General features: G+C 34.2%; 25 protein-coding genes. 12 read left to right on the plus strand and 13 right to left on the minus strand.

Going from position 1 to position 17,159, the window contains the following annotated elements; all coding sequences use genetic code 11:
- Positions 1-33: 33 nt before the first annotated feature.
- From SYN7502_RS15940 to SYN7502_RS15980, 9 genes are all read left to right on the plus strand, one after another.
- Positions 34-1,227 (plus strand): ABC transporter ATP-binding protein, encoded by a 1,194-nt coding sequence (locus SYN7502_RS15940; protein WP_371257784.1) that lies wholly within the window; start codon positions 34-36, stop codon positions 1,225-1,227.
- Between the two features lie 122 nt (positions 1,228-1,349).
- The gene (locus SYN7502_RS15945) at positions 1,350-1,952 is read left to right on the plus strand and encodes a class I SAM-dependent methyltransferase (RefSeq protein WP_168130382.1); all 603 of its coding nucleotides are present in this window, start codon (positions 1,350-1,352) and stop codon (positions 1,950-1,952) included.
- 24 nt (positions 1,953-1,976) lie between these two features.
- Entirely contained in the window at positions 1,977-2,663 is a 687-nt protein-coding gene (locus tag SYN7502_RS15950; RefSeq protein ID WP_246828938.1) for an FkbM family methyltransferase, read from the plus strand.
- 193 nt (positions 2,664-2,856) lie between these two features.
- On the plus strand, positions 2,857-3,771 hold the full coding sequence (locus tag SYN7502_RS15955) for a glycosyltransferase family protein (RefSeq protein WP_015169772.1): 915 nt from the start codon (positions 2,857-2,859) through the stop codon (positions 3,769-3,771).
- A 347-nt stretch (positions 3,772-4,118) separates the two neighbouring features.
- Complete coding sequence (locus SYN7502_RS21575; RefSeq protein ID WP_256377884.1) at positions 4,119-4,406, plus strand: DapH/DapD/GlmU-related protein; 288 nt, start codon at positions 4,119-4,121, stop codon at positions 4,404-4,406.
- Entirely contained in the window at positions 4,396-5,241 is an 846-nt protein-coding gene (locus tag SYN7502_RS15965; protein WP_015169774.1) for a class I SAM-dependent methyltransferase, read from the plus strand. Before SYN7502_RS21575 ends, SYN7502_RS15965 begins: the two co-directional genes overlap by 11 nt.
- Positions 5,238-5,690: a DUF29 domain-containing protein gene (locus SYN7502_RS15970; protein WP_015169775.1), complete on the plus strand. Its 453-nt coding sequence runs from the start codon at positions 5,238-5,240 to the stop codon at positions 5,688-5,690. Before SYN7502_RS15965 ends, SYN7502_RS15970 begins: the two co-directional genes overlap by 4 nt.
- 22 nt (positions 5,691-5,712) lie before the next feature.
- On the plus strand, positions 5,713-6,639 hold the full coding sequence (locus SYN7502_RS15975; protein ID WP_015169776.1) for an NAD-dependent epimerase/dehydratase family protein: 927 nt from the start codon (positions 5,713-5,715) through the stop codon (positions 6,637-6,639).
- Entirely contained in the window at positions 6,632-7,843 is a 1,212-nt protein-coding gene (locus tag SYN7502_RS15980; protein WP_015169777.1) for a glycosyltransferase, read from the plus strand. Before SYN7502_RS15975 ends, SYN7502_RS15980 begins: the two co-directional genes overlap by 8 nt.
- An 80-nt stretch (positions 7,844-7,923) precedes the next feature.
- Here the strand turns inward: SYN7502_RS15980 and SYN7502_RS15985 are convergent, their stop codons facing one another.
- Both SYN7502_RS15985 and SYN7502_RS15990 read right to left on the minus strand, forming a co-directional pair.
- Entirely contained in the window at positions 7,924-8,508 is a 585-nt protein-coding gene (locus tag SYN7502_RS15985; protein ID WP_371257785.1) for a transposase, read from the minus strand.
- On the minus strand, positions 8,462-8,773 hold the full coding sequence (locus tag SYN7502_RS15990) for a transposase (protein WP_015168135.1): 312 nt from the start codon (positions 8,771-8,773) through the stop codon (positions 8,462-8,464). The genes SYN7502_RS15985 and SYN7502_RS15990 overlap by 47 nt, the downstream gene beginning before the upstream one ends.
- 336 nt (positions 8,774-9,109) lie before the next feature.
- Here SYN7502_RS15990 and SYN7502_RS15995 point away from each other — a divergent pair, with 336 nt between their 5' ends.
- The 3 genes from SYN7502_RS15995 to SYN7502_RS19930 all read left to right on the plus strand — a co-directional run bounded on the left by SYN7502_RS15995 (position 9,110) and on the right by SYN7502_RS19930 (position 12,835).
- Positions 9,110-9,826 (plus strand): FkbM family methyltransferase, encoded by a 717-nt coding sequence (locus SYN7502_RS15995; protein ID WP_015169778.1) that lies wholly within the window; start codon positions 9,110-9,112, stop codon positions 9,824-9,826.
- Between the two features lie 14 nt (positions 9,827-9,840).
- Positions 9,841-10,731 carry a glycosyltransferase family 2 protein gene (locus tag SYN7502_RS16000; protein ID WP_015169779.1) on the plus strand — a complete coding sequence of 297 codons (891 nt, stop codon included), beginning with the start codon at positions 9,841-9,843 and terminating at the stop codon, positions 10,729-10,731.
- Positions 10,732-10,813: 82 nt separating this feature from the next.
- On the plus strand, positions 10,814-12,835 hold the full coding sequence (locus tag SYN7502_RS19930; protein WP_015169780.1) for a glycosyltransferase: 2,022 nt from the start codon (positions 10,814-10,816) through the stop codon (positions 12,833-12,835).
- Between the two features lie 512 nt (positions 12,836-13,347).
- Here SYN7502_RS19930 and SYN7502_RS19475 read toward each other — a convergent pair.
- From SYN7502_RS19475 to SYN7502_RS16045, 11 genes are all read right to left on the minus strand, one after another.
- Positions 13,348-14,081 (minus strand): IS1 family transposase gene (locus tag SYN7502_RS19475; RefSeq protein ID WP_246828939.1). Its coding sequence is split into 2 segments (ribosomal slippage): positions 13,348-13,787 and positions 13,787-14,081, totalling 735 coding nucleotides; the frame shifts between segments, so codons are not numbered across the junction.
- Between the two features lie 86 nt (positions 14,082-14,167).
- Positions 14,168-14,332, minus strand: coding sequence for an IS1 family transposase (locus tag SYN7502_RS21495; protein WP_081581080.1), 165 nt, complete (start codon positions 14,330-14,332; stop codon positions 14,168-14,170).
- A 99-nt stretch (positions 14,333-14,431) separates the two neighbouring features.
- Positions 14,432-14,554: an IS1-like element transposase gene (locus SYN7502_RS21500; protein ID WP_144050236.1), complete on the minus strand. Its 123-nt coding sequence runs from the start codon at positions 14,552-14,554 to the stop codon at positions 14,432-14,434.
- A gap of 31 nt (positions 14,555-14,585) precedes the next feature.
- A complete protein-coding gene (locus tag SYN7502_RS21505) occupies positions 14,586-14,705 on the minus strand; it encodes an IS1 family transposase (protein WP_144050308.1) in 120 nt (39 codons plus the stop codon).
- 115 nt (positions 14,706-14,820) lie between these two features.
- Positions 14,821-15,399 carry a transposase gene (locus SYN7502_RS16025; RefSeq protein ID WP_371257786.1) on the minus strand — a complete coding sequence of 193 codons (579 nt, stop codon included), beginning with the start codon at positions 15,397-15,399 and terminating at the stop codon, positions 14,821-14,823.
- Positions 15,396-15,644 (minus strand): transposase, encoded by a 249-nt coding sequence (locus SYN7502_RS16030; protein WP_041429573.1) that lies wholly within the window; start codon positions 15,642-15,644, stop codon positions 15,396-15,398. Before SYN7502_RS16030 ends, SYN7502_RS16025 begins: the two co-directional genes overlap by 4 nt.
- A complete protein-coding gene (locus SYN7502_RS19940) occupies positions 15,634-16,002 on the minus strand; it encodes a transposase (protein WP_246828940.1) in 369 nt (122 codons plus the stop codon). Before SYN7502_RS19940 ends, SYN7502_RS16030 begins: the two co-directional genes overlap by 11 nt.
- Before the next feature lie 38 nt (positions 16,003-16,040).
- Positions 16,041-16,202, minus strand: coding sequence for a hypothetical protein (locus SYN7502_RS21110; RefSeq protein ID WP_246828903.1), 162 nt, complete (start codon positions 16,200-16,202; stop codon positions 16,041-16,043).
- The gene (locus SYN7502_RS19945; protein WP_041429575.1) at positions 16,156-16,467 is read right to left on the minus strand and encodes a transposase; all 312 of its coding nucleotides are present in this window, start codon (positions 16,465-16,467) and stop codon (positions 16,156-16,158) included. Before SYN7502_RS19945 ends, SYN7502_RS21110 begins: the two co-directional genes overlap by 47 nt.
- A gap of 180 nt (positions 16,468-16,647) precedes the next feature.
- Positions 16,648-16,737, minus strand: a complete 90-nt coding sequence (locus SYN7502_RS19950; RefSeq protein WP_144050237.1) for a BrnA antitoxin family protein — start codon at positions 16,735-16,737, stop codon at positions 16,648-16,650.
- A 34-nt stretch (positions 16,738-16,771) separates the two neighbouring features.
- Positions 16,772-16,996: a hypothetical protein gene (locus SYN7502_RS16045; RefSeq protein WP_015169782.1), complete on the minus strand. Its 225-nt coding sequence runs from the start codon at positions 16,994-16,996 to the stop codon at positions 16,772-16,774.
- Between the last annotated feature and the right edge of the window lie 163 nt (positions 16,997-17,159).

Genomic DNA, 17,159 nt, shown 5'->3' on the forward strand with positions numbered 1-17,159 from the left:
AAAAAGCCTTATCATAGCCTCCGAGATGATTTGATGGATGGCTTCAAAAATCTGGTAAAGGGTCGATGGCAGACACAGGAAACTGAAACATTTTGGGCATTAAAAGATATTAATTTTGATATAAATCAAGGCGATGTAGTCGGAATTATTGGACGGAATGGCGCAGGTAAAAGCACTTTATTAAAAATCTTGTCCCAGATTGTCCAGCCTACCACAGGGGAAATCACGATTAGGGGTAGAGTTGGTTCACTTTTAGAAGTTGGTACGGGCTTTCATCCAGAATTAACTGGTCGTGAAAATATCTTTATGAATGGTGCAGTTTTAGGGATGAAGCGATCGGAAATTGTTCGCAAGTTTGATGAAATTGTGGCTTTTGCTGAAGTGGAAAAGTTTTTAGATACTCCCGTGAAGTTCTATTCATCTGGTATGTATGTTAGGTTAGCTTTTGCTGTAGCCGCCCACCTAGAACCAGAAGTTTTAATTGTCGATGAAGTCTTAGCAGTTGGGGATGCCACCTTTCAGAAGAAGTGTTTGGGAAAGATGGAGGATGTAAGTAAATCTGAAGGAAAGACGGTTTTGTTCGTTAGTCATAATATGGCAGCTATAGAAAGCTTATGCTTGAACACTTTTGTTTTAAAGAACGGAGAAAAAGTTTTCTTTGGTAAGACTAGTTTAGCAATGCATCAATATTTACAAGAGAGTTGTAATGAAAATTGGAACGAATTATTACAGATAAAGCAGCGTAAAGGAGAAGGTAATCTCAGATTTTCAAAACTTGAATTACTGGATGAGAATAAAATTTTGATTGGTTCTATCTTTTCAGGAAAGAAAATAATAATTAGACTGCATTTTTGGACAGATACGGAGCATAGAATCTTCAAAAACTGCCGCATAGGTATAGGAATTCAAAACTTATTAGGGGTTAATCTTATTCTCTCAACTGAAATGATCTGCAAGCATGAATTAGATATAAAATCAAATGAAATTATTGACTTTTATATCGATAAATTTCCACTTACTCGCGCAACTTATAAATTAGTTTTATTTGCTGAATCAAATGGAATAATTCAAGACTGGATAACTGAAGGTATTCAAATATCAACAGAAGATGGTGATTTCTATGGTAATGGCAAATCCTATCCTGATGGATATCAAGGGAAAACAGTTTTAATCGAATTTTCAATGAATAAGATTTCACAAAGTTATTTGAAACTACGACAAAAATGAAAAAAATATTAAAAAAACTGATTAGTAAGATAATTTCATTCTTTTTGGGTCATGAAGTCTCGATCTGTCCCAAAAGTGTCGAAGATTTAGTCTATAACCTCAATTACAAATATGGCTATTCTATGACTAAATTAGAACAGAAACCTTCAGATATTAATAATCAAGAGTTGCCTTGGTTTACATATCCAGCTATTGAATATATAGACCAAATTGACTTAAGAGATAAATCAGTTTTTGAGTGGGGGGCAGGAAATTCTTCGATTTTCTTTGCCAAGCGCAGTCATAAAGTAATCAGTATTGAGAGCAATCCTGAATGGCATAAAGTTATTTCTGAAAAAAAACTTAATAATCAAGAAGTATTTCTTAAAAATGAAGGGGACTTTGTTGAATCAATAGAAGAATTCAATCAGGAGTTTGATATTATAATTATCGACTCACTGCGAAGATATGAGTGTGCATCAAAGGCGATCACTTACTTAAAAGAAGGGGGAATAATTATTCTAGATAATTCTGACTGGCATCCAAGTACGTGTAAACTTCTAAGAGAATTTCCCAAATTTATCCAAGTAGATTTTCATGGGTTTGGTCCAATTAATCCCTATTCATGGACTACATCTTTTTTTATTGATAGAGAGGCAATTATTAAACCTCTAGACAACATACAGCCCCATTATTCTAAAGCGGCTATTATTCAAACTAGTGACCACGATGGTCTTATAATTTGATTTATGTTTTATAAATTAAAAAAGTTGTTAAAAGAACTTTTAATTAAATATAAAATTTATTCAGTTAAGAAATATAACTATCACGAACTCTCATTTAGCCAAGAAGGTGAAGATAGGATACTTGCTAGAATTTTTGAAGGACAGGAGAGCGGTTTTTATATAGATATTGGAGCGCATCATCCTCAAAGATTTTCAAATACATATCTCTTTTATCTTAAAGGATGGAGAGGGATTAATATTGATGCAATGCCTAAAAGTATGGATATTTTTAATTCCCTACGTCCTAGAGATATTAACTTGGAAATACCTATATCTGAAAACCCAGAGCTATTAACTTACTATGAATTTGATGAATCAGCCCTTAATACCTTCTCTCTATCTTTGGCTCAACAAAGAATAAACCAGACTAATTACAAACTAATTTTTGAAACTCAATTACAAAGTCAACCATTAGCTCAAGTTTTAGATAAGTATTTACCCAAAGATCAAACCATTGATTTCCTAAATATAGATGTTGAAGGATTAGACTACCAAGTCTTAATCTCAAATAATTGGGAGAAATATAGACCCAGATTTGTTTTAGTAGAAGATTTAGATTTGAAATCTTTAAACAAGCTAAATAATTCTAAAATTTATTCATTGTTACAAGAACATAGCTATATCTTAGTTTCTAAAACTATTAATACTCTGATTTTTCAGTTCAATGACTAGAAGATTTTACTTCTTTAGAGAAGTTGATCGACTTCCCTAGTCATTTTGTACCCTATGAATTTATTCTGCGTAAAACCCCAATGTTTTTTATCTTTTGCAATTCTAACATCAGATATGGAGTCTTCCAAGAGAAATAGTTTGGTGGTGATCCTAACAATTACTTCGCAAATTATCATATAGAGGTAGCTATACAATGTCTTTAGCCCCGATCGCATTTTTCGCCTACAAAAGACCCGAACATACTAGGCGATCGCTAGAATCTTTATCGCAAAATATAGGTGCTAAAGATAGTGAATTATTTATATATTGTGATGGAGCTAAAGGATCGGAAGATCAGAAAGCAGTTGAATTAGTAAGACAGGTTGTTAGAAGTAAACAATGGTGTAGAAATATTCATATCATCGAACAAGAAAAAAATCTTGGGCTTGCTAACTCAGTAATTAAAGGTGTGACAGAAATATGCGATCGCTATGGCAAAGTGATAGTTATTGAAGATGATTTAGTTCTTTCAACCTACTTTCTTGATTATATGAATACAGCATTAGATTTGTATGAAAATGAGTCTAAAGTTATGCAAATATCGGGATATATGTTTCCTTTACAAATTGAATCACTGAAGATTGATACTTTTTTTCTTCCTTTTACAACTTCTTGGGGTTGGGCTACATGGCATCGAGCATGGAAACATTTTGATAAAGATATGAAGGACTATGAAAAACTAAGATCAAATAATAAGGAAAGATTTAAATTTAACTTAAATAATTCATATCCATATTTTCAAATGTTAGAGCAACAAATTTCTAGAAAAATTAACTCATGGGCTATCCGTTGGTATTTAAGTACATTCATGTTAGATGCTTTAACTTTATATCCCAAACATTCTTTGGTTTCAAATATGGGATTTGATGGGACAGGCACACATTGCAAAAAATCCTCATCTCTTGAAACTCTTATACATGAACAAAAAATATTATCCATGCCGACAGAAATTATTGTAGATTATGAATCTCGAGACTTACTGTTCAATTATTTGCGTAAATTGAATCAGCCACTAAGTTTATCGCAACGTATAAAGCGGAAATTCATAAAGTTGTTTAAGAAGATTTAATATTTAGCTTATATAAACAGATGGATTTAATTGCAAAGTTAATAAATAAAGTTATTAGTATTTTACATAAGATAGCTAATAAATTAGAAATTGAAGAATACAAAGTTTTTTGTGCGATCTCAGGAGACAAATGTGTATTTTCAAATAATGCTAAGGTTTATAATCATTCAAATAAGCCAGAGTCAATAAATCTAGGTAATGGCATAACGATAGATGGGATTTTAGAAGTTTATAATAATGGTTCACTATTTATTGATGACTACACATTTATAGGAAATTCTAGAATTTTTTGTACAAATTATGTCTCTATTGGTAAAGGATGTTGGATTGCAGATCATGTTTTCATTATGGATAGCGACTTACATCCAATATCTGCAAAACGAAGATTCAATGATGCCAAAAACTTTTCTAAAGGAATCTTTCCTGACGTTTATACCAATATACCAAGTGCACCAACTAAAATTCAAGACTCAGTGTGGATAGGGGTAAATTGTACAATTCTAAAGGGAGTTACGATTGGTGAAGGTGCAATTATTGGTGCTGGTTCAGTTGTAACAAAGAATGTACCAGCATGGACGATTGTGGCGGGTAATCCAGCCAGAATAATTAGGGAGATTCCAGAAGATGAGCGATGAAATGCTAACTTGGGAAGAAGCAGTGCAATGGTTAAGAGAGCAACCAGACAAAAGCGAATTAATTAAATATTGTTACTATGATGATCCTCTAGAAACTGCTGCTGAAAGATTCTTTCAAAGTGAAGAGTGGGCAGAATTAATTAGTCATTTAAAATCTAAAAGCTCGGGAGAAGTATTAGATATTGGGGCAGGAAGAGGAATTTCTAGCTATGCCTTCGCCAAATCTGGTTATGCTGTGACAGCTTTAGAGCCAAATCCCAGCCAATTGGTAGGTGCTGGAGCAATTCGTAAATTAGCTGATAGTTCGGGGTTAGCGATCGCAGTAGTACAAGACTGGGGCGAGACACTACCTTTTGCCGATCGCACCTTTGATATTGTTTATGGTAGAGCCGTACTCCATCATGCCCATGACCTTAATCTATTATGTAAAGAAGCCGCCAGAGTTTTAAAGCCCAATGGTTATTTTGTGGCAACTAGAGAACATGTCATTTCTCAAAAAGCAGATCTACAAGAGTTTTTAGATAGTCATCCGCTTCATCATCTTTACGGCGGAGAAAATGCATATCTGCTAGAAGAATATACTAACGCTATAACCTCATCAGGATTCCAAATAGTTAAAACGTTAGCCCCCCTTCAAAGTGTTATTAATTACTTCCCAATGACTAAATTTGAGCGTCATAACTTACTTGAACTATTCTTAACTAAAAAACTAGGTTATATAATAGCGATCAGACTATCTAAATTTAAGTTTTTACAAGAACTTTATACTTGGTATATTTCCAAAAAAGTAAATAGTCCTGGAAGATTATATTCATTCATAGCAATAAAGCCATGACAGTAGAAACTAAACCTATAAGCCTTTATGAAACCGATTTTAATCTTTGGATACAAGAAACTGTGAACTTACTACGCAAAGGGGAATTCATTGACTTGGATATAGAAAATTTAGCAGAAGAAATTGAAGACATGGGGAATAACCGTAGAGATGCCCTAGAAAGCAACTTGATTAGGGTTTTACAACATCTGCTGAAATGGAAATATCAACCCCAAAAACGTACTAATAGTTGGAAAGCGTCTATCACTGAGCATGCTTTACGATTAAATAAATCTTTCAAAAAGAGTCCTAGCCTCAAACCATATTTTGATCGAGTTTTTGACGAATGTTATCATGACGCAAGATTAATTGCTTCTCAAGAAACAGGTATAGACCTCCTATTTTTTCCAGAGACTTGCCCCTTTAATAAAAATGATGTTTTAAACCCGCAATACTTACCTGAAGATTAATAGTAATTTATGTAAATGTTGAATGAAGACAGTCTTGATTACAGGGGTTACAGGTTTTCTCGGTCGGTATATAGCTCGCCAGTTTAGTCAAGCAGGATGGACAGTTACAGGAATTGGGACTCGCCCCCCTGAGAATGCGCCTCAGCAAGATTTAGCCTATTATTATCAACTTGTTCTCCCTTCACCAGATTTAGCGGCGATCGCCCAGCAGCTAAAGCCAGAGGTTTGCATTCATTGTGCTGGTAGAGCTTCTGTAGAGTTATCTGTAAGCGATCCAGCCTCAGATTTTCAGGCAAGTGTATCGATGACGTTTCAACTTCTTGATACATTGCGTCTATACGCTCCTAATTGCCACTTAATTTATCTGTCCAGTGCAGCAGTGTATGGCAGCCCTGACTCATTGCCGATCGCAGAATCACAGACTTGTATGCCGATTTCTCCCTATGGCTTTCATAAATTGATGGGGGAGCAACTATGTCGAGAATTCTTTCAAATATATAATTTACCTACTACGATCGCACGCATATTTTCAGCCTATGGTGCAGGTTTAAGGCGGCAAGTAGTTTGGGATATTTGTCAAAAAGCTCTTACCCAACCAAGTATTAAGTTGCGTGGTACGGGCAACGAGAGTCGTGATTTTATCCATGGGGCTGATGTTGCCAAAGCAATGTTAGTTTTGTCGGAACAAAGCGCTCGTAAGGCAAGTATATATAATTTAGGGACAGGAGTTGAGACTAAAATCAAAGACCTTATTACTTTAATTTTAGCGAACATAAACCCTACAGCTATTCCTGAGTTTGATGGTAATCTTGCCCTAGGTATTCCCCTCAATTGGCAAGCCGATGTGACCAAAATTAATAGCATTGGGTTTAGCCCTATAGTTAGTATAGATAAGGGGATTAGTTCTTATATCCATTGGTGTTGGGCTGAGGTATTGGGATATGAATAAACCATTAAGAATTGGACTAATAATGTTAGGGGGCAGGAGCTGGATTGGTGGGTCTGAATATATTAAGAATATTATTCTGGCATTATCAAGCCTACCTACTGAAATGAAATCCACCTTTGAGATTTGCTTGTTATATAGTGGAGAAACTATTGATTCTGATACTCTTCATCAATTAGCACCATATTTAAAGATTGCTTATAACTTGGATGATGAATTACAACCCCGTACTTTATTTAATCGTGTGAAATGGAAAATAAGGAGGATTCTGTTTAGTGAGATACATCCTCGTATGTCAGTTTTTTTAAGAAAAATTAATATCAATTTTGTTTATCCCTACCTCCTATCTGATAGGGAACAAACATTAAATTTTCAAGGAAATGCTTGGTTTCCTGATTTTCAGTATAAATATCTACCCCATTTATATTCTGAAGCAGAAATTAGAGATTGGGATAAATACGTAGAGCAGATTTCCGAATTAAATCAAACAGTTATATTAAGCAGTAAAAATGCAGCTAATGACTTGCAAAAGTTCTTTCCTAATTCAAAATTTAAGGTTCAGATCTTAAATTTTAGAACCCATTTTCAATCCGCTTGGCATAAAAAAGATCCGCTCTTAGTGCAGAAAAAATATCATTTGCCAGATCGTTATTTTTTGGTAAGTAACCAGTTTTGGCAACACAAAAATCATTTGATTATTTTTGAAGCTCTCAAAATCCTTAAAAGCAAATCCATTTGTCCAGTAGTTGTCTTTACAGGGAGCATCTATGATTATCGCAAGCCCGAGTATATAGATTCTATCCTAGAAACTATTCATACTTACGATTTAGCATTTCAAACTTATATATTAGGCTTAATTCCCAAAAGCGATCAAATGCAGCTAATGCGAAGATCTATTGCTGTAATTCAACCATCATTATTTGAAGGCTGGAGTACAGTTATTGAAGATGCTAGATGTCTTGGAAAGAAGATGATTTTATCTGATTTTCCTGTTCATTTAGAGCAAAATCCCCCCAACAGTATTTTTTATGAGCGGCACTCATCTGAACAGTTAGCAGATTTAATCTATAAATCTTGGAACATCTTTAGTACTTCACCTGACTTTTACCAAGAAGCCTTAGCAAAAGCCAAGAATATTCAAGAAGTTCAAGAATTTGCTCTTCAGTTTTTGGCGATCGCCAAAGGAGAGAATAATATTGTTAAATAATTAAAATTTATATGCACTATACCATCGAAAACTGATTAAAATAAAAATATGGATCTTGGTTACTATTTATAGAGCCTGTTTCATATCTCATGAGTAGCAATTCTTTTTAGCATCAAGCGAATAAAGCAAAGATTGAGTTTAGCTGTAGCATTAACGAGAGTTCTCTCAAAGTTCTTAACTAAGATTTTGCATCTTTCAACCCAAGCATTTGACCTTTCAATTACCCACCTTGTTGGCACAACTACAAACCCAGACAGACCTTTTTCTGCCTGCTTTTGCTTTGATACCTTAGGAGAAATTTCAAACCTAATCTTAGTCATAATCTCAGGATAAACCTTCTGTAAATCAGTCGTCAATTTTTCGATATCATAACCACTATCCAGCAATATCGTAGTTAGGGTAATGTCATCTGGCTTCGATTTGAAGTAATCAATGTTAAACGTTAACATCTCAATCAGTCCTTGGTCATCTGATACATTTGCTCTTGTTAAATAGGTAAAGAAAGGAAATCCCAGTATGTCAACGGCTAAATGTCTTTTGATCCCGTTAGTTGCTTTGTAGGAGCAGAAGCCCTTGGATTCTATACTTGCATTACAGGTATTTTTCACTGCTTGTGAGTCAATGATGATTAAAGTTGTCCATTTTGATTTTTTTTGACTGTTCACGGGCTGTTGAATGCAAGGCTTCCATAATCGCAGTAAATGTACCTGTATCTTTCCACTCCTTGTAGTATCGATACACTGTAGAGAATGGTGGTAAGTCTCGGGGCATATCTCGCCAATTACAACCGTTTTTAAGTTGGTAGAGTATGCCGTCTAAAATTTGTCTTTTTGTCCAAGTTGGCGGTCTAGTTTGCTTTTTCTTTGGGAGCAATGGTTCTATAATTTCCCATTCTTTATCTGTTAGGCTACTTGAGTATGGATTTAGCATTTTCTAAGCATCATAAATCTTGCTCATAATAAATATGAAACAGGCTCTATATACAAAAAACTATAAAAAATAGTTAATTTCAAACTTATCTAAAAAAATGAAGATTTTCATCGCTTGCTTGATTTTATAATCTAATTCACAATTATGAAACTATTTGATCACTGCTAATATCTCATACTATCTCAGCACCTTTTTGCAAAGTGCTATATTAAGTTATGCGAAACACCAAAATTCATAATTTGGATTACCTGTCTAACTCTTATAGTTCAGACGTAGTTATTAATCGCAGAACCATTTATAAACCTTTAAATCAATATTTTTAAAAATTCTAGAGTCATGATTAAGAAGTTCTTAAAATTCATCCTTAATAGTATTGGTCTTGAAAAAGTTGGTCATTCAAAATCAGTATCGTTAAATTCTGCATTTAGGAGAATTTCTACTAAAAATATTCCAATCAAAACAGTGATCGATATTGGCGCATCTAATGGCTGTTGGACAAAAGTTGCTAAAAAATATTTCCCAAATGCATCATATTTCTTAGTCGAAGCAAATCCATATCATCTTAGATCACTGGAAAATTTTAAATCATCCGTACAAAATGTTGATTTTATTCTTGCAGCAGCAGGTGATACTGATGGAGAAATTTATTTTGATGCATCTGATCCATTTGGTGGAGTTGCCTTCTATGAGGATAAACAAGGATTAAACAATAAAGTCTTAGCAGTAAAAATTGACTCTATTTGTAAAGACAAAAAACTACAATCTCCGTATCTACTAAAATTAGATACACATGGCTTTGAAATACCGATTTTTGAAGGTGCAGCTATGACCTTAGAGAAAGTCAATTTAGTTATTGTAGAAACCTATAACTTTGATATAGCTAAAAATAGTTTGCGTTTTCATCAAATATGTCAGTACCTTGAAGAAAAAGGTTTTAGGTGTATTGATATTTGCGAACCTCTTTTTAGGGAAAAGGATAATGCTCTTTGGCAGTTTGACTTATTTTTTATGAGAGCCGATCATTCTATATTTGCCAATAATTCTTGGCAGTAGGTTAACAAATACCAATGATTCATGAAACTTATCCATTAATTTCCATTGTTACTCCTTCATACAATCAAGGTTCCTTTTTGAAGGCAACTATTGAAAGCGTTTTATCCCAAAACTATCCAAATCTTGAGTACATAATTATTGATGGTGGCTCAACTGATGAAAGTGTTGATATTATTAGGCAATATGAAAACCACTTATATTATTGGTGTTCAGAAAAAGATGAAGGTCAATATCATGCTATAAATAAAGGTTTTTCTAAAAGTAATGGAAAAATAATGGGATGGATAAATAGTGATGATATGTATCTACCTTGGACTTTTAGAACAGTAGCTAACATTATGAATGAACTCCCTGAAGTTAAATGGTTGACAACACTCAAGCTTGGTATATGGGATTATGATGGATTTTGTTTAGGGTTTACAGAAGTTGAAGGTTACTCACTTAGTGCTTTTTTAGATAGCTATAACTTGCCAGTCAGATTCCATAACTCTATCCAGCAAGAATCTACATTTTGGCAAAGAGAAATTTGGGATCAATCGGGAGGCTATATCAATACAGAACTAAGCCTGGCAAGTGATTTTGAATTATGGAGTCGCTTTTATATTGAAAATGAATTATATGGCACAATTTCACCACTGGCAGGATTTAGATATCAATATAGTCAAAAAAGTCAAAACATGGATGAGTACGTAAAAGAAGCTATTTCATGCTTACAAGGTTTACAACAATCCCTCAAATGGAGGTTTAGTGTATTTAGACTTATATTAGCTTTTATAAGAAAGCATAAGCTTCCAATGATAAGTAAGTTCATATTATCGAACTGGGGATATGATGCGAAGAGAGTTGTTAGAAGTAATTTTAATCAGCCAAGTGCTTCTTGGCAGATAGAAAAGTATAAGTTTTAAGTCTTAATATTAGTTAAAAAAGATTTATTTGCATAAAAATATTTAACTTAAAAACTAATAAACTAAATACTAAGCAATACTCATGAGAATAGCAATTCACAACTCTTTTATCGGTCAACATGCTGCGGAAAATGAGATTTCAAGAAGAATTTGTTTGGCTGCCGAAAATATTGGCTGGCAGGCGAATACGGTAATTTCTGCGACAGAAATAAAAGAATATAGTCCAGACTTTGTAATTGTCACCCATTTTGACACCCCAAAATTATCAGAGTTTCCTACATACGGTTGTATGTGGAATCCTCCTGTCTTTATGGAAAAATATGAAGATTGGATTAAAGAGCTAAATAAGGAATTATTGAATGCTTATTTTGATTATCCTGAATTTTATTTCAGGTATAAAAATATCCTAAGTTATGATGCTTACCTTGTATCATCGTCGCAAATTGAGCAGTGGCTTGAATTGCAATTACTTAAAAAAGATAATGAGAAAAAATATTTTTTTACACCTTTTTTTACTAGTTGTAATGCAACAGAATACGTAATTCCAAATATTCAGGAGCCGAACCTAGCTTATATGGGTACTAATTGGGATGGTAAAAGGTTTAAGCAACTATTTAAACAATTGGATAGAAAAGCTTATATGGAGATTTATGGGAGTAAGTGGGACTATTTAAAAAAATCTTTCAGGGGAACTTTACCATTTGATGGAGTTAGTGTTTTAAATAAACTTAGACTTGCTGGAGTAGGACTATGTTTACATAAACCAGAACATTGTCAGGCAGAAACTCCATCTATGCGGATTTTTGAAATTATTGCTTCTGGAGCTTTGGCAATTTGTGGAGAGCATAAATTTATTAGAGAAGCTTTCGGAAATAGTGTTTTATATATTGATACTGAAGCAAGTGTTTCTGAACAAGTCAAACAAATTTCTAATCATATTGATTGGATTAGAAATCATCAGACAAAGGCATTAGAAATGTCTAAGGCAGCTCACGATATTTTTATAGAAAAATATACTCTTGAGAAATTACTATTAGGTATAATTCCCCATCATCAAGAGTTGATTCGGAGTAAAGGATTTATTACATCCGTAAATAGTATCCCTGAAAAGCAAGTTCAATTCATTGTCCGATTGAGCGATCGCCCATTAGTAATGCTTAAACGTTGTTTAGATAGTATTGCTAATCAAACTTATAAAAATGTGTCAGTTATCCTAGTTAATTGTCAGGAAGTTACGGGATTAGATGAACTTCTACAGAGATATGAACAAATAATTACAATAAAAATTGTTAATAGTGAATATACGGATTTTAAGAGTACGCACCTTAAAAAAGGGATTAGTGCAGTAACTTCTGAATATTTTGCAATCTTAGATGATACAGCTATAATTTACCCCAATCATGTCTATATTTTAACTTCGTTACTAGAAAAATATAAATTTATAGATGTCATTTATTCTGGTTTAATTAGGGCTTGGGAAGATGCTAATAGCTTAAAAATTACTGATAAAGATTTAGTATATTTTGAGAATTTTGATATTAAAAAAATTGCTAAGTTTCAAAACTTTATTACTACAAATAGTTTTATCGCTAAGTCATCTTTGATTTCTGATATTTATCAAGTTGACCCAAAGTTACAAGTTGGGCAAGACTTCTTTTTAATTTTGGAGCTATGTCGCAAAGCTATATTTCTTTTTAGCTATGAAGCCACCTGTGAGTTTTATTGGCGCATTGATATTAAAGATAGTGTGACCCGTAATCAGTTACAGAATTGTGAGACTTTAGTAACTACTAAAATGTTAAAAGATATAAAACCAGACATTATTAGCGATCAACTGTTGCAAATATTTAAAGATCAAGAGTTTATTGTTATAGACAACTTTGATTTAAATCGAGAAATCAAGCCTAAGTTTTTGAAACTATCTGAACTTAGATATAGTAAATCTCAACAACTTTTACAAGCAGAATTAAAAACCAATTCATTCTCTTTTTATAAATTTCTTAGAAGTATATATCTAAGGTTATCAAGAGGGGGAAAGTTTAATAAAAATCCAAGTATTATAAGCAAATGTTTAGTGCTTATAAAAAAATTATTACTGGAATAGTCCATGTTTGGTATTAGCGTTGTAATTACTTGTTATTGCGAATGTGAATTAATTTATGTTGCGATCACTAGTATTTTATCTCAGTCAGTTTTTCGTGTTTTCAATAGTAAATAATTATTATTAATGATGGTTTAAAGTGTCAATTTTAGAAGGGGCAAGTCAGACTTTGAAAAATTCAGAACTTGTAATTATCGAAGCCTATAACTTTCAGCAAACAAATGATAGTCTGAAGTTTTATGATCTGTGTAATTATATGGAGAAAAAGGGATTTAGATGTGTTGATTTATCTGAGCCTGTACATAGAAAAAAAGATAAATCATTTTGACAAGTAGATCTATTTTTTATTCCTTCTAGGAATGTTGTTTTTACTTCAAATAACTATCAGTAATTTTGTGCTTTCTTAACACTAATAATCCATGAAAAAATATCAATTGTTACACCATGTTTTAATTCAAGTTCTCAAAGTTAAATGTTTACGCTCAATTTTCTGAGTATATACTTTGCGGTAGTGATCAAGAGGGCATGATGCAGAACTTAGAGTGAATTTCAGAATTGTAGTGATGGATAAATATCCAAATAGCACCGATATGATTTTCTAATTTCTTAGGAAAAGAAAGAGTTTTTCTAACAAGGCGAGAAATTCTTTGCCTTAAAGTACAATTGAACCTTTCAATATGATTAGTCTGTCCAGACTCTTTGCCCACAGCCTTATGGCGTTTTTTAGGCAAAATACAGCTATAAGCTTGCCAGAAGTCAGTATAACAAACAGCCCATTGTCGATAAACGGTTGGTAAAGATTGCCATAACCCCAAGGCTGTTTCTTGGTCTCGACTACCAACAAACACTCCAACAATTTCTCTAGTATTTCGGTTAATTGCTAACCAAATCCATACCTTACATTTTTTATCCCCTACAAATGACCATAGTTCATCGCATTCAATGGTCAGGCGTGCTTTTTTCTAGGGATTACCTTAACTTGCGGCTCTACACTGACAGACTTACCATTTACATAACTCTGTAACCACTGTAATGACACCTTGGCAACACGCTTAATCCCTCGCATGGATATACGTTCTAGCAGCAGATTATCGACTAATTTAATTGTGGATTCAGCTATTGGCTGGTTTTTAGGATTAATCACAAATTGACGATTACACTTTTTACATTTGTAGTTTTGTTTTTTGTGACGGGTTATACCATTCTTAACTATCTGGTCACTTTCACAGTAAGGACATTTTACTTCCATAGTTACTTCTATTTTGTTTTACCCCTTTTTTTATCTATCATGCCCTCTTGATCACTACCAAATTTGCTAACTACATGAGTAGTCGGTTAGAGGATGCGTTCATAGCCACCCCAAGCATCTGTGAAGAATCGAGTGATGCCGAAAGGAGTCAATTGATTGATCAACGTAACCAACGCATGATCAGGTGCTAATACATAGGCTAGAACTGCACCCGTGCCATGATCAATAGCGTGCCATAGCCATGCTGCCAATACATCTCCTCCATTTCAGCATCCTCAACTCGATGAATATCAACTTCCAGTTTGTTCGTATCCACATGCTCTAATAGCGGGTAGCTGACTGGTTCTATGTCAACAGCATTTTTTTAATTCCCTAATTACCGTTGTGTGACTGATACCTAACCCCCTTCTTGTGTCTCGTATTCTGCTCCCATTCATTACCATATCTACTATTTTTTCTTTGACACTTGGCAAATATTCATTATGAATGTGTTACGAGTGCATTCTACATTTCGGCATATATATATTGCTTTTTTCCTGTGGCACTCTGTCCATGACGGGAAATATCTGTCTGTCCGCAAGTTGGGCATCTGATTGCTGCTGTTACTATCTTTTTTGTCTTTATCTAGTTACTCTATGATCTATCTCCTCTCAACAACTTTGTAACATTACCTGATGGTAGTTATCTATAGGCTTCCCTGATTGTGGATGGACTTGTCATGGATTTTATAGAGCCTGTTTCATATCTTATGAGCAGCAATTCTCTTTAGCATTAAGCGAATAAAGCAAAGATTCAACTTAGCTGTGGCATTAAACAGAGTTCTCTCAAAGTTTTTGACTAAGATTTTACATCTTTCAACCCAGGCATTTGATCTCTCAATCACCCATCTGGTCGGCACAGTCACAAATCCAGATAAGCCCTTTTCTTGTTTCTCTTGTTTTGACATTTTTGGAGCAATTTCAACCCTAATCTTTGTCATAATCTCAGGATATACTTTTTCTAAATCTGCTGTCAGTTTTTCAATGTGATATCCACTATCTAGCAATATTGTCGTGATGGGAATGTCATCTGGTTTAGTCTTAAAATATTCAATATTGATCGTTAACATTTCACTCAGTCCTTGGTCATCTGATACATTAGCTTTAGTTAAGTGAGTAAAAAAAGGAAATCCTAGACTGTCGACTGCTAGATGTCTTTTGATCCCGTTAGTTGCTTTGTAGGAGCAGAAACCTCTGGATTCTACACCTGCATTACAAGTGGTTTTCGTTGCCTGAGAGTCTATGATGATTAATGTTGTCCATTTTGGCTTTTTTTTCACTGCTCACGTACCGTTGAATGAAGAGCATCCATGATTACAATAAATGTACCTGTATCTTTCCATTCTTTGTAGTATCGATACACTGTAGAAAATGGTGGTAAGTCTCCTGGCATATCTCGCCAATTACAACGGTTTTTCAATTGGTAAAGGATGCCGTCTAGGATTTGTCTTTTTGTCCATGTTGGTGGTCTGGTTTGCTTTTTCTTGGGGATTAATACTTCTATAGAGCCTGTTTCATATCTCATGAGTAGCAATTCTTTTTAGCATCAAGCGAATAAAGCAAAGATTGAGTTTAGCTGTAGCATTAACGAGAGTTCTCTCAAAGTTCTTAACTAAGATTTTGCATCTTTCAACCCAAGCATTTGACCTTTCAATTACCCACCTTGTCGGCACAACTACAAACCCAGACAGACCTTTTTCTGCCTGCTTTTGCTTTGATACCTTAGGAGAAATTTCAAACCTAATCTTAGTCATAATCTCAGGATAAACCTTCTGTAAATCAGTCGTCAATTTTTCGATATGATAACCACTATCCAGCAATATCGTAGTTAACGTAATGTCATCTGGCTTCGATTTGAAGTAATCAATGTTAATCGTTAACATCTCAATCAGTCCTTGGTCATCTGATACATTTGCTCTTGTTAAATACCCAGAGTGTCAACGGCTAAATGTCTTTTGATCCCGTTAGTTGCTTTGTAGGAGCAGAAGCCCTTGGATTCTATACTTGCATTACAGGTATTTTTCACTGCTTGTGAGTCAATGATGATTAAAGTTGTCCATTTTGATTTTTTTTGACTGTTCACGGGCTGTTGAATGCAAAGCTTCCATAATCGCAGTAAATGTATCTGTATCTTTCCACTCCTTGTAGTATCGATAGACTGTAGAGAATGCTGGTAAGTCTCGGGGCATATCTCGCCAATTACAACCGTTTTTGAGTTGGTAGAGTATGCCGTCTAAAATTTGTCTTTTTGTCCAAGTTGGCGGTCTAGTTTGCTTTTTCTTTGGGAGCAATGGTTCTATAATTTCCCATTCTTTATCTGTTAGGCTACTTGAGTATGGATTTAGCATTTTCTAAGCATCATAAATCTTGCTCATAATAAATATGAAACAGGCTCTATAGGACATATAGACTGATTGCCAAGTAATACATTTATATATTTTAGAACTTACCCCATACAGTTATGGCGATCAATGATGAGCTTCCTTATACGCTCGTAAGAAACTATTAATCTGGGTTTGATAGCCTCGTCAGTGCGACTTGAACCACTCCATAACTTCACTGTCAATCCGCAAAGTTACTTGAGTCTTATTGTCTATGGGTAAACCTTGCCGAACCAATGCCTTTGCAGCGCTGACAAGCCTTACTTGAAACTTATTCTCTGGTTTCTAGATCGCTAATCCGTTTCTCAAGTATAGAAATCTTCTTTTGCGTTTCCTCTGCTACAAAAGCGAAGGTGATTGGCAGAAAGCGGAAAAAGGTAGGAACCCAAGCTGTATCAGAAGTGTGTTGGCTAATACTAGTGACGAGAACTATAACACTTAGGCAAACAGAAAATACAAAGGCTAGCCAAAGTCCAAGGTTTTGTAATCTTTTCATTTACTCAATTTATAGCTTAGAGAATGAGTCTATTTTGACAACGATCAGTACTGGGAACTAAATAAAAGTGCTAATTATTATTGCTTGCCAAGCTTACCTAAAATATAGATAGCGTTAGCAGACTGAATGATTTCAACATAAGATATTCATATATTTTACCCAC

Origin of the sequence: Synechococcus sp. PCC 7502 (assembly GCF_000317085.1) — a bacterium.
Classification (GTDB): Bacteria; Cyanobacteriota; Cyanobacteriia; order Pseudanabaenales; family Pseudanabaenaceae; genus PCC-7502.

Excerpts from the sequence above, each read along its gene's own strand:
- SYN7502_RS15965 (WP_015169774.1), top strand. The coding sequence starts at position 4,396 with ATGAGCGATGAAATGCTAACTTGGGAAGAAGCAGTGCAATGGTTAAGA.
- SYN7502_RS15980 (WP_015169777.1), top strand. The coding sequence starts at position 6,632 with ATGAATAAACCATTAAGAATTGGACTAATAATGTTAGGGGGCAGGAGC.
- SYN7502_RS15955 (WP_015169772.1), top strand. The coding sequence starts at position 2,857 with ATGTCTTTAGCCCCGATCGCATTTTTCGCCTACAAAAGACCCGAACAT.
- SYN7502_RS15995 (WP_015169778.1), top strand. The coding sequence starts at position 9,110 with ATGATTAAGAAGTTCTTAAAATTCATCCTTAATAGTATTGGTCTTGAA.
- SYN7502_RS15970 (WP_015169775.1), top strand. The coding sequence starts at position 5,238 with ATGACAGTAGAAACTAAACCTATAAGCCTTTATGAAACCGATTTTAAT.
- SYN7502_RS15945 (WP_168130382.1), top strand. The coding sequence starts at position 1,350 with ATGACTAAATTAGAACAGAAACCTTCAGATATTAATAATCAAGAGTTG.
- SYN7502_RS16000 (WP_015169779.1), top strand. The coding sequence starts at position 9,841 with ATGATTCATGAAACTTATCCATTAATTTCCATTGTTACTCCTTCATAC.
- SYN7502_RS19940 (WP_246828940.1), bottom strand. The coding sequence starts at position 16,002 with ATGTTAACGATTAACATTGATTACTTCAAATCGAAGCCAGATGACATT.
- SYN7502_RS15975 (WP_015169776.1), top strand. The coding sequence starts at position 5,713 with ATGAAGACAGTCTTGATTACAGGGGTTACAGGTTTTCTCGGTCGGTAT.
- SYN7502_RS15940 (WP_371257784.1), top strand. The coding sequence starts at position 34 with ATGGATGGCTTCAAAAATCTGGTAAAGGGTCGATGGCAGACACAGGAA.
- SYN7502_RS16030 (WP_041429573.1), bottom strand. The coding sequence starts at position 15,644 with ATGAGATATGAAACAGGCTCTATAGAAGTATTAATCCCCAAGAAAAAG.
- SYN7502_RS21575 (WP_256377884.1), top strand. The coding sequence starts at position 4,119 with ATGGATAGCGACTTACATCCAATATCTGCAAAACGAAGATTCAATGAT.
- SYN7502_RS15990 (WP_015168135.1), bottom strand. The coding sequence starts at position 8,773 with ATGCTAAATCCATACTCAAGTAGCCTAACAGATAAAGAATGGGAAATT.
- SYN7502_RS16045 (WP_015169782.1), bottom strand. The coding sequence starts at position 16,996 with ATGAAAAGATTACAAAACCTTGGACTTTGGCTAGCCTTTGTATTTTCT.
- SYN7502_RS19945 (WP_041429575.1), bottom strand. The coding sequence starts at position 16,467 with ATGCTAAATCCATACTCAAGTAGCCTAACAGATAAAGAATGGGAAATT.
- SYN7502_RS19930 (WP_015169780.1), top strand. The coding sequence starts at position 10,814 with ATGAGAATAGCAATTCACAACTCTTTTATCGGTCAACATGCTGCGGAA.